Source organism: Pantoea sp. GCM10028869 (assembly GCF_042666835.1).
GTDB lineage: Bacteria > Pseudomonadota > Gammaproteobacteria > Enterobacterales > Enterobacteriaceae > Pantoea > Pantoea leporis.
On the sequence record NZ_JBHTGO010000003.1, the window covers coordinates 53146 to 67143 of the forward strand.

14 protein-coding genes, 1 tRNA gene and 1 pseudogene are annotated in these 13998 nt (G+C 52.0%); 12 read left to right on the forward strand and 4 right to left on the reverse strand.

What is annotated here, in order from left to right; genetic code table 11:
- Nucleotides 1-2 precede the first annotated feature (2 nt).
- The 11 genes and pseudogenes from ACFQW4_RS08085 (at nucleotide 3) to ACFQW4_RS08135 (ending at nucleotide 8482) form a co-directional block, all read left to right on the forward strand.
- Entirely contained in the window at nucleotides 3-437 is a 435-nt protein-coding gene (locus ACFQW4_RS08085) for a hypothetical protein (protein ID WP_377724771.1), read from the forward strand.
- A gap of 72 nt (nucleotides 438-509) precedes the next feature.
- A complete protein-coding gene (locus ACFQW4_RS08090; RefSeq protein WP_377724773.1) occupies nucleotides 510-953 on the forward strand; it encodes a hypothetical protein in 444 nt (147 codons plus the stop codon).
- Between the two features lie 53 nt (nucleotides 954-1006).
- The gene (locus ACFQW4_RS08095) at nucleotides 1007-1471 is read left to right on the forward strand and encodes a DUF1240 domain-containing protein (RefSeq protein ID WP_377724775.1); all 465 of its coding nucleotides are present in this window, start codon (nucleotides 1007-1009) and stop codon (nucleotides 1469-1471) included.
- A 60-nt stretch (nucleotides 1472-1531) separates the two neighbouring features.
- Nucleotides 1532-1915, forward strand: coding sequence for a hypothetical protein (locus ACFQW4_RS08100; protein WP_377724777.1), 384 nt, complete (start codon nucleotides 1532-1534; stop codon nucleotides 1913-1915).
- A 646-nt stretch (nucleotides 1916-2561) separates the two neighbouring features.
- Nucleotides 2562-2639 (forward strand): annotated as a pseudogene (locus ACFQW4_RS08105) (hypothetical protein); the annotation flags it as partial.
- A 132-nt stretch (nucleotides 2640-2771) separates the two neighbouring features.
- Nucleotides 2772-3239, forward strand: a complete 468-nt coding sequence (locus tag ACFQW4_RS08110) for a hypothetical protein (protein WP_377724779.1) — start codon at nucleotides 2772-2774, stop codon at nucleotides 3237-3239.
- A gap of 105 nt (nucleotides 3240-3344) precedes the next feature.
- Nucleotides 3345-5099, forward strand: coding sequence for a type VI secretion system baseplate subunit TssF (gene tssF, locus ACFQW4_RS08115; RefSeq protein ID WP_350260805.1), 1755 nt, complete (start codon nucleotides 3345-3347; stop codon nucleotides 5097-5099).
- Complete coding sequence (gene tssG, locus ACFQW4_RS08120; RefSeq protein WP_350260804.1) at nucleotides 5063-6130, forward strand: type VI secretion system baseplate subunit TssG; 1068 nt, start codon at nucleotides 5063-5065, stop codon at nucleotides 6128-6130. Before tssF ends, tssG begins: the two co-directional genes overlap by 37 nt.
- Nucleotides 6108-6644, forward strand: coding sequence for a type VI secretion system lipoprotein TssJ (gene tssJ, locus ACFQW4_RS08125; protein ID WP_350260803.1), 537 nt, complete (start codon nucleotides 6108-6110; stop codon nucleotides 6642-6644). Before tssG ends, tssJ begins: the two co-directional genes overlap by 23 nt.
- Nucleotides 6641-7096: a type VI secretion system baseplate subunit TssE gene (gene tssE, locus ACFQW4_RS08130; protein ID WP_101764085.1), complete on the forward strand. Its 456-nt coding sequence runs from the start codon at nucleotides 6641-6643 to the stop codon at nucleotides 7094-7096. Before tssJ ends, tssE begins: the two co-directional genes overlap by 4 nt.
- A gap of 36 nt (nucleotides 7097-7132) precedes the next feature.
- A complete protein-coding gene (locus ACFQW4_RS08135) occupies nucleotides 7133-8482 on the forward strand; it encodes a VasL domain-containing protein (RefSeq protein WP_377724783.1) in 1350 nt (449 codons plus the stop codon).
- Nucleotides 8483-8599: 117 nt separating this feature from the next.
- On the opposite strand, the gene ACFQW4_RS08140 is transcribed toward ACFQW4_RS08135, so the two are convergent.
- Nucleotides 8600-8687 (reverse strand) — tRNA-Ser (locus tag ACFQW4_RS08140).
- Between the two features lie 244 nt (nucleotides 8688-8931).
- Here ACFQW4_RS08140 and phoA point away from each other — a divergent pair.
- The gene (phoA, locus tag ACFQW4_RS08145) at nucleotides 8932-10338 is read left to right on the forward strand and encodes an alkaline phosphatase (RefSeq protein ID WP_110866367.1); all 1407 of its coding nucleotides are present in this window, start codon (nucleotides 8932-8934) and stop codon (nucleotides 10336-10338) included.
- A gap of 38 nt (nucleotides 10339-10376) precedes the next feature.
- On the opposite strand, the gene gap is transcribed toward phoA, so the two are convergent.
- The 3 genes from gap to ACFQW4_RS08160 form a co-directional block, all read right to left on the reverse strand.
- Nucleotides 10377-11387 carry a type I glyceraldehyde-3-phosphate dehydrogenase gene (gap, locus tag ACFQW4_RS08150; protein ID WP_377724785.1) on the reverse strand — a complete coding sequence of 337 codons (1011 nt, stop codon included), beginning with the start codon at nucleotides 11385-11387 and terminating at the stop codon, nucleotides 10377-10379.
- Nucleotides 11388-11465: 78 nt separating this feature from the next.
- A complete protein-coding gene (locus tag ACFQW4_RS08155) occupies nucleotides 11466-12446 on the reverse strand; it encodes a GlxA family transcriptional regulator (protein WP_377724787.1) in 981 nt (326 codons plus the stop codon).
- A gap of 130 nt (nucleotides 12447-12576) precedes the next feature.
- Nucleotides 12577-13812: an acyl-CoA dehydrogenase family protein gene (locus tag ACFQW4_RS08160; RefSeq protein ID WP_377724789.1), complete on the reverse strand. Its 1236-nt coding sequence runs from the start codon at nucleotides 13810-13812 to the stop codon at nucleotides 12577-12579.
- Nucleotides 13813-13998 lie beyond the last annotated feature (186 nt).

Genomic DNA, 13998 nt, shown 5'->3' on the forward strand with positions numbered 1-13998 from the left:
TTATGTTTTCATTGCAGCAGCGAGCTTTTGCTTTTGTAGGTTTTTTGTTTTTTTTATTAATGTCCATAGGGTTGTCCTTCATAGGCTTGAGTCAGTTTAAAATGTATTTAACATATCCGGATCCTCTTACATTTTCAATCTGGACAGTATTTGCAATTTGTTTTGTATTCTTCTTTTCACCATTGTTGATGATGTTGATTCCTGTTGTTTTCTTTGGAAAACAGGTGAGTGTTTATTATGCTAAGAAGCTATTTACTATCATGATGGTTTTTTTGAGTATAACCGTTTTTTTAATGATTACTTTCTCATCGTGGTATAAGAATTCATTAAGTGAAAAAGGTTATTCAGAATGTATTAATTCATCATCCGGCTGGATGCCTGGTACAGGAACGAAGTATGCTAAATATGAGGTGTTCTGTTATAAAAAAGCAGGTTGAATTTAAATTTTCTTTACCCCTTCCTGAGGAAATGTCATTAATTTGTAATAATATTTTAAGGTTAGAACGTCGATGGATGCTGTAAGGCTAAAGGCTATGTGTGCATTTTTATTTTTTTTCATAATGGCTATTGCAGATTTCTACTTTTCATTTCAATCTGTCACTAATTATTTAATACTTCCACCGACAGTGGTTTATTCTTGGATTGGATGTTTTTCTTTTCTGTTTTCTATTACTTTAATAAGTGTTTCTCTAGCTCCTGGTTATGTTGCTATCTACGGTGTCGGCATGCCAGACATTGCTATGAAATATCTAGGGAGAGTGATTGTTATTACATTCGTTTTTGCTTTGGTTGGCGCATTTATTTTTTCTGCATGGTATAAATCTGAGCTTGAAGATAAAGGCTATAAAAAATGTGTTGGGATCCCCAGCGGATGGATGCCCGGAACTGCTGAGAGATATACGCTTGATGAAAGTATTTGCAAGTTGAGTAATGAGGGAAATGATGTATCTTGATTTTACAAAATAATATCGTCAAATAAATTCTTGTTGAAAATTAATGTTTAAAAATGTATGGGCGTCTCATAAAAGAAGCATTTGGTTCTAAAGTGAAAGAGAAGATAAGGCCGCTCAGCGCTATTATAGTCGATCTTGTAATGAGTTTTGCATGCGTTTACTTGGTATGTGTAATTTTTATTGAATATTTTGCATTTGCGGATGTTATTGTATTCTCTTGGTTATCAGTTTCACTTGTTATTCTCCCATTCGTAATGATTTTCCCTATAAGTTATTTTTCGTTGTTTCTTTTGAAAGGAGAGAGTAAAGCTTTTAAAATCATTGAAGGTTACATGGGATGTTTTAAATGGCTTTGCATAATTTTGGTTTCTGCAAGCATTATATTTATATTTTTTTATAAAATAGAGATGAAAGAAAAAGGATATCTAATCTGCAAAGGAATTCCTTCAGGATGGATGCCAGGGACTGCAACAAAGTACGTAAAATCTAAAGAACTTTGTTACATGAGAAAGGATTAATTCTCGGTGTATAGTTTCTCATTGGCTGTACGCGTGATGCTTCTGACATGGAGCGTAATTTTGTGGATTTTATCGTTGTTGGCCTCTTATATCGGTTATATTTCAACAAAAGAATATTTGGCATTCCCTGATGTAATGACATACTCGACGGGGATTATTTCTCTAACTTTATCCGCATTTATAATGTTGCCATTTTGCTTGTCAGGTATTTATTGCTTTTTAAAAGGGCAGCGGATGAATGATAAATATCAAAGGGCTGCAAAGATAATAATTCTTTCTGGAGTTTTTATATCAATTATTTATGGCTTTTCTTTTAAAGTTTTCTTTGTTAGCAAAGTAAATGATAAGGGTTATTATAGTTGCACCGGCATACCAACAGGATGGATGCCAGGAATGGCCACGAAATATGTAATTAATAAAGACTTGTGCAATAAAAATAAATGATTGTTAATGATGTCTGATATGATAAATGCAAAGTATAAATTTTTAGTCTCAGTAATCTTCTGGTTAATATTGTCTTTCGGTTCTTGCTGGGGGGCTTTAGTATCATTTAATAACTATTTTTCATTTGCAGTACGTATTGTCTTCTCTCCCTATGCGTTATCATTGCCGCTGATACCAATATTTTTATTCTTCCCTTGCATTTATTGGTTTATGGTTATTCGTTATGGGGAGAGATTAGCTATAAAAAATGCAAGGTAATTAATAAACTATTTATATATTTATTGGTTGGTTATGTTTTTTTTGCTGTTGTATTTATTGTTTTCTATAAGAATCACCTCATAAGTCAAGGCTATTTTATTTGCTCAGGGAATCCCAGAGGGTGGACTATTGGTATGGCTACTGAATATGTAAGATCACTCTCGAATTGTATTAAGTAGAAATATCAACATACATCTTTTAGTTACTATCGACTAATTCCAACTATTGGGTGTATGAGAGTTAAAAGTGAATTACTGGTTGAAAAAGTAAGTTGGTTATCGAGCATAAAATTCGAATTTATTTAAGATATGCAATTAATGATATTATCCCAGAGAGTTATTAAAATGAAAGAAAAAACAAGGGGGATAAAACCACCTGCGGCGGACGAATCATTGAGTGCGCAACTGACCATACAATATTTGGCAAGGCGGCTGCGCGTGAAAAAGATCGGGTTCTTTGCGGCAAACTATGCGAAAAATCTCACGGCCGAATATATACTTGATGCTTTACACAACGCTCCCAGTAAATTAATTAAAGTTTCAAAGCAGAAGCACTGGTGCTGGAATAGTAAAAATCCTGAACATATAAATGAGCCGAAATGAAGAAGACCATATCAATTGTTTTTGTGTTAACCATTTTATTATTTATTTACATGATGAGTGCAAAGCCTAATGTAATCGTTAAAAATAATACTGTAAAGCCAATTTATGTTCTTTCTGGTGAAAGCCGATATGGAGTTGAACCAGATCCCGCTAAAATAGATGGAATTATTAAGGCCAGGCCTGATGTTATTATGCCTGGAGAGGTAATGAAGATCTCCCCTTCGTTTAGTTCATTAATGAAAGATGATTCAGTAATTGACCTTGGTTGGAACATAGGTGCCCGATATGAACATGCGGCTTCAGGTGGTGGCGGATGGAATTTTCTTCTATCAGACGAAGAGGGGGCCTGCTCCATATCGGTTGTAGTTAATGAAGGTTACAATAATGATTCATTTGATGAAAAAAACGATGGTTTTTGTTATAAAAAAATGAAGTCATTCAGGTATAAATATCAGAAAAATTGAGATTAACTTCAATGCTCACTATCGTGTGTCTTTAGTTAATGCCTATAATTAATTTCCCGCTTATAGGGAATTAAATACATTGTTTGATACTTAATTAAGATAATTATGGACGATTTAACCCTGCGTTATTACGATGCTGAAATGCGCTACCTGCAGGAAGCGGGCGAAGAGTTCGCCCGCGCCCATCCTGAACAGGCAGCGATGCTCAATCTCGACAAAGCCGGCGCCCGCGATCCCTACGTTGAACGATTGTTCGAAGGCTTTGCCTTTATGGTCGGGCGACTGCGCGAAAAACTTGATGATGACCTGCCGGAACTCACCGAAGGGCTGGTCAGCCTGCTGTGGCCACACTATCTGCGCACCATTCCGTCGATGTCGGTGGTGGAGTTCACGCCCGACTGGCGTGAGATGAAAGAGCCAATGCGGCTGGCACGCGGCTTTGAAGTAATCTCACGTCCGGTAGGGGAAAAAGGCACGCGCTGTCGCTACACCACCACGCGCGACGTGCAGGTGCTGCCGCTGGCGCTGGAGTCGGCAAAATTAACCACCGATGCCGCCGGACGCTCAGTTGTTCGCCTGCGTTTCAACGGCGGCGCGCTGGCCGACTGGAGCCGTATCGACGTCAGCCGCATTCCGCTCTATCTCAACGCTGATGCGCCGCTGGCCTGTGCGCTGCATGAAGCATTGACGCTTAACGTCGCCAGCATCGCACTGCGTTTGCCGGGTGAAACCGACAGCCGCCGCTTTGACGGGCACTTCAGCGCACAGGGCTTCAGCGAGGAAGATCGTCTGTGGCCGGGCGATGAGGGCAGCTTCAGCGGCTATCAGCTGCTGCTGGAATACTTCACCTTCCGCGAGAAGTTTATGGCGGTGAATCTGCGCGGGCTGGAACAGATTGCACTGCCCGCGTCGCTGCCATGGTTTGAAATCGACGTAGTGCTGGCCGAGCGCTGGGAGCACGATTTTCAGTTCAGTGAAAAACATCTGCGCCTTAACGCCGTGCCGGTGATTAACCTGTTTGCGATGGAATCCGATCCGCTGATGATCAACGGATTGCAGACCGAATATATGCTGCGCCCGATGCGCGTGCAGGACGGCCATACCGAAATCTACTCGGTGGATTCGGTGATTTCCTCGAAAGGGCTGCCGTACGTGCCGTTCAGCAGCTTCCGCCACAAAGGCGGCATGCTGCGTCACGAAGCGCCGGAACATTACTATCACACGCGCGTGCGGCGCGGGCCGTCCGGGCTGCATGAAACCTGGATGATCCTCGGCGGCGAAGCCTTTGATAATCACAGCCTGCCGGAGAACGAAAGCCTGTCGGTGAGCGTCACCGGCACCAACGGCCAGCTGCCGCGTCGCGCGCTGCAGAGCACGCTGCTGGATACCGCCGTCAGCAGCACCGACGTGGCGATGCAGGTGCGCAACCTGTGCGCGCCAACGCTGCCGTGCTATCCGCCCAATCGTGATCGCTTTCACTGGCGCGTGCTGAGCCATCTCGGCTCGAGTTTTCTGTGGATGATGGATAACGCCGAGGTGCTGCGCGGCACGCTGGCGCTGTACGACTGGACACACAGCGAAATGAACCGCCGCCGTCTGGACGCCATCCTGCACGTCTGCCACAAAGAGACCGAACGCTTTGAGCAGGGTTATCTTCTACGCGGCGTGCAGATTGAAATCACCCTCGACAGCAGCGGCTTTGCCGGCAGCGGCGATATCTGCCTGTTTGGCGAAATGCTCAGCCGCTTCTTCGCGTTGTATACCGACATTCACCTGTTTAACCGTCTGATTTTAATCCTGCAGCCAACCGGAGAGCGCCTCGAATGGGAAGAGAAGCACAATCGCCGCATCTCCGGCTGACGCCACGACTGGAGCAGGAGCTGACGCGGCTGAACTTTTACCGTTTCTGTCAGCTGATAGAGCATCAGCATAAAGATAAGCCGCCGCTCGGCAGCACCAGCAAACCGCAGAACGACGCGGTGCGGCTACTGCCGCATCCCGGCATGGGGTTTCCGGCGGGTGAATTGAAGGCGTTTGAGTACAGTGAAACAGATGCCGTCGCGCCGCCGGTGGTGCGTACCACTTTTTTAGGTTTATACGGCGTGGATTCGCCGCTGCCGGGCAGCTACATAGATGATATTACCCAGCGCGATGAAGGGCATGAAGCGCTGCAGGGCTTTCTCGATATTTTTAACCACCGCATCCTGACGCAGTTTTATCGCATCTGGCGCAAATACTCGTATCCGGCGACCTTCGAAGCGGGCGGTGGCGACAGCACTTCGCAGTCGCTGCTCGGGCTGGTGGGATTGGGCATTCCCGGCACCGGCAAGCATATCGCCACGCCGGTTTCACGCTTTCTGGCGCTGCTCGGCGTCATGCGTCAGCCGGGCAGAACGGAAGAGGGCATTCGCGCGCTGGTGCGTTTGCTTGCGCCTAACACCTCGGTGACCGTGCAGCCACATTGCCTACGTCCGGTGCCGGTTAGTCATCCGCTGGAATGCGAGTTTGTACTGGACGGCAACGCACCGCTCGGCGATGAGGCGATGGATGCCAACAGCCAGCTGCTGATTGAGCTGCAAACCGCTTGCCCGAACGAAGCCGAACACTGGCTGCCGGACGGGCAGTTGTATCAGGATTTTCTGGTGATGCTGCGGGTGTATCTCGGCTGGCGCTATCGCGCGCGTATTCGATTGTGTCTTGATACCCAACTGCTGGCGCCGCCGGTTCTGGGCGATGCGCCGTTCTGGCTCGGCATGACCGGTGTGCTGGGCGCGGACGAGGCGTGCAGCGACATCCCCCAAACCTTTACCACTGAACTGGGCTGCTATGCAGGCATGCGCCCGGTCAAACCCTGCGAGGAGCAGCGACGTGTCAGTTACCACTTTGATTAAATTTATGATGTGCAGCGCACTGTTGCTGCTTGGCGGCTGCGGTTTGCAGCAGAAAGTCACCGATGGATCCGTCGCGGCGTTTGACGCGATTTTCTACAAGCAGATTAAAACCCTGCATCTGGATTTCAGCGCGCGTGAAAGCCTCAACAGCGACAGCCGCGAGCATAATCCGCTGTCGCAGCCGGTGATGGTGCGCGTGTTCCAGCTCAGCGAGCGCAAAGCTTTTGAAGGCGCGGTATATCAGCAACTGACCGGCGATGCGGCGGACGTGCTCAAAGCCGAACTCCTCGCCGACCGCGATGTGGTGCTGACGCCGGGCGGCGACGTTTCGCTGAATATGCCGATGGAAAAAGAAGCTAAATTTGTCGCGGTAGTCGCGTTGTTCCAGCAGCCGGATATGGCGAAAAACAGCTGGCGGCTGGTGCTGGAGCGCAACGATTTAGACCCGGATAAAGCGCGCGTGATTGAATTAAGCAGCAACAGCCTGCGCCTGATCACCGAGGCAAAACCATGAGTGGCGGCAATCATCAACCTTCGCTGTATGAGCTGCTAAAAGGCAGCTTCGCGGGTGGGCTGGAGCTGGACCGTGTGAAGGAACAGGATCAGGTGATCCTCTCCGTGCTCGATAACATGCAGCGCATCCTCAATACTCGCGCCGGATCGCTGTCGCATATCCCCGATTATGGCCTGCCCGATATGACGCGCATCCTGCAGGGCATGCCCGGCACCGCGCATCAGCTGCTGTATACGCTCTCTGAGGTGCTGCTGAAATACGAGCCGCGCCTGAAGCGCATTGACGTGGTGTTACTGGAACAGAGCATACCCGGCGAACTGCGTTATGCGATTGATGCTGAGCTAAATGAGATCGGATTAGTGCGCTTCGGCACCGAATTTATGCCGGAAGGGCGCGTGATGATCCGTCACATGAAACAGCAGCAATATCTGGATGCCAGGGCATCTGTTTAATTTTTTCGCCTGATTAGGGCTTTTCGGAACACAGCAATGACTTCATCTCAACCTCGCTTCGTCAAAACCGGCGGCGATCCACGCGCGTTCGCTGAATATGCCGCGCTGCGCCAGGAAATGCTGAAACTCACGCATCCGGCGCGTCCGGATGTCGATTGGCCGAACGTCTCCACGCTCTGTTTAACGCTGTTCGAAAAAAACGGTGTCGAGCTGCAAAGCGCGGTCTGGTACACGCTATCGCGCGCGAACACGGCAGGAACGGCAGGTATGACGGAAGGCCTGGCGGTGCTAGTAGCATTGATTACCCGCGATTGGCCGACGTTATGGCCGCAACCGGCACATTCACGTATCGAACTGCTGGCGGGACTGAGTCGTCGGTTGCAGCAATTCCTGCGTACTCAAACGATAACCGAAGCAGACTTGACGGCGCTGAGCCAGGCGGCGCGCTTGCTCAGCGAGGTTGGCGATCATCTGCAACGTCTTGAACTGCGTCAGCTTAGTCAGATTGATCCGCTGCTGGACCGCATTCGCAGTGCGGTGGTGATGCTGGAACACTGCGATGTTTCAACATCTGATGCTGTGACTAAGCTGCCTGAAGTCGTTCCGATTGAGAAGCCCGCACTGACGTTAGCAAGTGCAGAAGTCAGTGGCTGGGTGTACGTTCCATCTCCGGGTGCGCCGGCACCCGATTTGCGGCGGCTGCGCCGTCGGGCGTTTATCAGTGGCGTGGGCGCGACGCTGCTGAGCGTGTTACTCATCGCCGCTACAGGCTATTTGGTTGTGCAAAAAACTGAGCAGGAATCTCCGTTGCAGCAGGCATTACTGGCTTCAATATCACCACTTCCTGCGCCTCTCACACCGGAAATGATGGCTGAGCTGCAAGCGAATCCCGCCGAATGGCTAAACGAAGCGGCATGGCTGGAGCAAACGCAGCAGCAATTGAACCGGCTACAAAACGTATCGCCGGACTGGAATCTGCAGCTCGGTAATGCGCTGGTAATGCAGGCCAGCCTGTTGTGGCCTGATTCGGATGCGGTTAAAACGATGAGCGCACGCTGGAACAAGCAGCTTAACGCGGCAGCAATGCCAGCAGATAAAATGCAGGGATGGCAACAGGGCATGGAGCAGCTCAACGCGTTGTCGCAGCGCCTGAATGGACTTGACGAGAAGCGCGGCAAATATCTGACGGTGAGCGAACTGAAAACAGCGGTCTACAATATGACGCAGGCGTTCAACGTAACGGTGCCACTGGAAGAGGAACTGCGCGTGTTGCAGCAATCGGACGATGACGCTACACAGAATCAGTTAACACAAGCGGAAATGCACCTGAAGCAGCTTATCGCCAGTTACCAAACGATAGCTACATCGCCAAAAGAGCAGGACTAGCAAAATCCGCAGCCAACCGGTATTCGCAGCTATCAAACTCTGCGGGGGTTTGAATCCCCCTTGCAGAAAACAGGCAAAAAAAAGCCTGAACTTTCGTTCAGGCTCTTCTTTAGAATGTGGCGGTGAGAGGGGGATTCGAACCCCCGATACGTTGCCGTATACACACTTTCCAGGCGTGCTCCTTCAGCCACTCGGACACCTCACCACATTTTTTTGTCAACCGCGCTGGGTCAACGGGGCGCTACTATAGGGAGATCGCTGAAAAGGGTCAAGCGCTATTTTCTCCTTTTGTTCTATTCGCTTAAGCTCTGAGCGTATTGCCGTTAGCCTGTTCATCATGGCGATTCTGTCATCAAATCATTCCCTCTCTGTCACAAAAATGTCACCGCACTGTCGCAGACTTGTCCGCGGAAACATTTGGTTATATCTATGGAAAAGGATGCTTATAAATGAAACAGATACCTCTCTTTACGGTTACGCTGCTGGCTTCTCTGATCGCGACATCAGCAGTGGCAGACGATGCACACTATTCCCGCGCTGCTACCGGCGATGTCACCGAGCACGGCGGTGCGCGTCGTCTCACTGGCGACCAGACCGAAGCGCTAAGAGCGTCATTAAGCAATAGCACCGCGAAAAACGTGATTCTGCTGATTGGTGACGGCATGGGAGATTCGGAAATCACCGCCGCGCGTAATCAGGCGCGGGGTGCAGGCGGTTTCTTCCCCGGCCTTGATGCGTTGCCGCTCACCGGTCAATACACGCACTATTCACTGGATAAGAAAACCCACAAGCCGAATTACGTGACGGATTCCGCCGCGTCGGCCACCGCGTGGGCCACCGGCACCAAATCCTATAACGGTGCGATTGGCGTCGACGTGAACGGCAAAGATCAGGTCACGATTCTTGAGCTGGCGAAAGCCGCCGGTAAAGCCACCGGCAACGTTTCCACTGCTGAACTGCAGGATGCCACGCCAGCAGCGTTGATCGCCCACGTCACTTCGCGCAAATGCTACGGCCCGGAGAAAACCAGCGAATTGTGCCCGACTAACGCGCTGGAGCAGGGCGGTAAAGGATCGATTACCGAGCAGATGCTAAAAACCCGTGCGGACGTCACGCTGGGCGGCGGCGCAAAATCCTTCGGCGAAACCGCCAAAGCTGGCGAGTATCAGGGTAAAACCCTGCGCGAACAGGCACAGGCGCTGGGTTATCAGTGGGTTGATAATCTCGATGGCATGAACGCCATTCAGCAGGCCGACCAGAGTAAACCGGTGCTTGGCCTGTTTGCCGACGGCAATATGCCGGTGCGCTGGCAGGGACCGAAAGCCAGCTATCACGGCAACATTGATAAGCCGGTGGTGACCTGTGAAGTGAATAAAGAGCGTCCCGCTTCGGTACCGACGCTGGCGCAGATGACCAAAAAAGCCATCGATCTGCTAAGCACTAATGAGAAAGGCTTCTTCCTGCAGGTGGAAGGCGCGTCAATTGATAAGCAGGATCATGCGGCCAATCCATGCGGTCAAATTGGTGAAACCGTCGATCTGGATGAAGCGGTGCAGCAGGCGCTGGCCTTTGCGCGCGAACATGGCGACACGCTGGTGGTGGTGACCGCCGACCACGCGCACAGCAGCCAGATCGTGGAGAATGGCACCAAAGCGCCGGGTCTGACGCAGGCGGTGAATACCAAAGATGGCGCGGTGATGACCATCAGCTACGGCAATTCAGAAGAGGATTCGCAGGAACACACCGGTACGCAGGTGCGCATTGCGGCGTACGGCCCGCATGCGGCTAACGTAGTGGGCTTGACCGATCAGACCGATCTGTTCTTTACCCTGAAGGATGCGATGGGGTTGAAGTAGCCAGGATAACGGTCGCCATTAACGGCGACCGTTATACCTTACAATCCGCGTTTTGCCATCAACCGCGCTAAATCCACCAGACGATTGGAGAAGCCCCATTCGTTATCGTACCAGGCAAGGATCTTCACCAGATTGCCGCCAATCACCAGCGTAGAGAGACCATCAATAATCGATGAACGGGCATCGCCCTGATAATCGCTTGATACCAGCGGCTCGTCGCTGTATCCAAGAATCCCCTTCAGCGGACCTCCTGCCGCCGCGGCTTTAAACGCGTCATTCACCTCTTCTGCGGTCACGTCGCGTTTCAGCGTCACGGTCAAATCCACAATCGACACCACCGGCACCGGCACGCGCAGGGAATAGCCGGTCAATCGACCCTCCAGCTCCGGAATCACCCGACCTAACGCCTTCGCCGCCCCGCTTGAGTAAGGCACAATCGACAACGCCGCCGCCCGCGCACCGCGCAGATCTTTCTCCGGCTGATCGTGCAGCACCTGGCTGTTGGTATAAGCATGCGTGGTGTTCATTAAACCGTGCTCAATACCAAACGCCTGGTGCAGCACCGCCGCCGCTGGCGCTAGGCCGTTGGTGGTGCAGCTGCCGTTACTCACCACAAAGTGCTGCTGCGGATCGTAACGTTGATCGTTCACGCCCAGCACAATTGTCAGGTCATCGTTCTTGCCCGGCGCGGAGATAATCACGCGTTTCGCGCCACCGCTGGTGATGTGCACTGCGGCTTTGTCGCGTTCGGTGAAGAAGCCGGTGGCTTCAATCACGATATCCACGCCGACATCGCGCCAGCGAATATTCGCCGGATCGCGCTCCCTGAACACGCGCACCGCTTTGCCATCAATGCGTAATTCGCCTTCACCGGCTTCCACTTCCGCCGGTAGCCTGCCGAGCAGGGAGTCGTGTTTCAACAGATGCGCGAGGGTTTTACTGTCGGTGAGGTCGTTAATGGCGACGATTTCAATATCATCGCTGCCCAGCGCTGCACGAAAAACGTTACGTCCGATACGGCCAAAGCCGTTAATGCCGATCTTAGTCATGATTGACTCCTTTTCCGAAGATGCTGGAGTCACTCTAAGCCGATGGTGTGATGGCGTAAACGCCAAAAAAGGATCACTTTACGCCAATTTCCGACAGTGGAAGCGCTGGCGATATTCGCCCGGCGTGAGATGCAGCTGACGCTCAAAGCTGCGGCGTAAATTGATGCTGCTGCCAAAACCGGTCTGTTGCGCGATGCGATCCAGCGTGTCGTTGCTTTGTTCCAGTTGTTCACGCGCGGCGGCGAGGCGCGCTTCGGCCACATAGCGCGCGGGCGGCGCGCCGGTTTCACGGGTGAACACGCGGGTAAAGTTGCGCGGGCTCATGGCGACGCGCTCCGCCAGTTTCTCGACAGAGAGATCTTCGGCGAGGTTGGCGCGGATCCAGTGCTGCAGTTCACCGATCGGGCCAATGCCGCTCGGCGTTTGCAGATGAAAACGGCTGAACTGCATCTGTCCGCCGGGACGGCGCAGATACATCACCATGTCCTGCGCAATATCACGCGCCACGCTAAAGCCGAAATCCTCTTCCACCAGCGCTAATGTCAGGTCAAAGCCCGAGCTGACGCCGCCGGAGGTCCAGATCGGTCCGTCCTGAATAAACAGCGGACCGCCTTCCACCTGAATCGCTGGATAGCGCGATCGCAAGGTATCGAGCAAGCGCCAGTGCGTGGTGGCGCGGCGACCTGCCAGCAAGCCGGATTCCGCCAGCAGCATCGCGCCGCCACATACCGACACCACGCGGCGCGCCTGCGGAGCCGCCAGCTTGATGAAATCGACCACCATATTGCCTTCTTCCGCGCTGTCGCCGTGTCCGGTGATCATGATGGTGTCCCACGCAGTGCGCGGATCGAGATCGGCCAGCTTGAGATCGGCTAATAGATTGAGGCCGGATTGGCCGTGGATCACCTGATGCGATTGGGTAGTGGCGAGGCTGACGCGATAGCGCTGCTGATCGACGCCAACCGGCAGATGCTGATTGGCGCGCATCAGGATATCGGCGATACCTGCCGCTTCAAACAGCATGCCGCCGTCGGGCACAATAATCAGAAAGGTTTTCATGGCGTGAAATAGATATTTTGACGGAATAAGCCAGAGTGTCTCATGGCGGCAATATCATGCACAATCCGTAGCGGCGCAATTTAATGCGCAATAAATTGCGCCGTTACGGGAGGGTGCAATCATCCATCGACTAAACGGATGATTTATCCGCTATGCCGATGCGCCACTGCTCGGGTGGCAACGTGCCGTTCACCGCGAAATCACCGACGATGCGATCCTTGTAGATGCGCGGATTGTGCGAGGAAAGCGTGCGCACATTGCGCCAGAAGCGGTCCAGCGCCAGCGGTTTCAGCGTGGCCGACGCGCCCAGCGCATCAAACAGCGTCGAGCTGGCATTGAGCAGCAGATCGCTCACCACATTCAGCGACTGCGACACTTCCAACTCGGCGATCGCCACCGCATGGTTCTCCACCTCCTGATCGCCACTAAAGTGGGCGTCATACGCTCGCTGCACCGCGCTGGCGGCGTGCAGCACAATCGCGCCGCTGCTGTAGGCTGCGCCGCGCAGGCGTCCAACCACTTGCAAAATCTGCGCATCCTGCGCGGCACGCGGCGCATTGCCGTTGCTGTAAGTGCGGGTGCGCGATGCCACCTGCTGCGCCACTTCACCGCTCTGCGCGCGGCCAATGCCAGCCAGCGTCGCCAGATGAATCAGCTGATAAAACGCCGGTGAATACCTGAAATGAATCTCTTCGTTGATGTCATCGGCGGCGATCGCCACGTTGGCAAAAATCGCCGTGCCGCTGGCGGTCAGGGTTTGGCCGAAACCGTTCCAGTCGTCGAGCACCGTCACGCCCTCGGCGGTACGGGAAACCGTCACCGATACGCCTTTGCCGTTTTCATCGGTGATGCCGATATCAATCCAGTCAGAATAGAGCGAGCCGGTGGTGTAAAACTTGCGGCCATTAAGCCGCCAGGATTCGCCGCTGCGTGCAATGCGCGTGGAGAATTCAGATTGGCGCGCATCGCCGGTTTCACTCCACGCCGGCCCAACGATTTCACCGCGTCCAAGGCGCGTTAGCCACTTATCCGGAAACGGGCTGCTGCCGCTGTTCAGCACGTTCTCCACAAAGCCGAGATGACCGCGAATCGATTGCACCAGATTGGAATCCGCCTCGCCGAGCTCAATCAGCAGCGCGAACAGCTCAGGCAGCGTCGCGCCGAGTCCGCCATGGCTCTCCGGCACGCGCAGTGCGGTGAAACCGCTCTGTTTCAGCCACGCAATTTGTTCCAGCGGCAGTTGACGCTGCAGCTCTCGCTCAATCGCGCCCGCGCGTATGTTCCTGAACACAGGACGGAAACGCTCCGCCAGCTGTTCATAACGGGATGACGGGCCAGCTCCCCAACCTGATTCGATGTGCGACATGACGCTTCTCTCCAGCATAGAAATTTTCATTACTATGTCATCGCCATCGGGCGCGATTTAATGCTTTTTCTGCGTAAGCTATTTCGCCAAATAACTAAACTCAGCTTATTTCACTATATGGAACAGATGATTCATTTCTGCATATTGACTGCCACTATTGTTATTTGCCGCGCTTTATATCTGTGT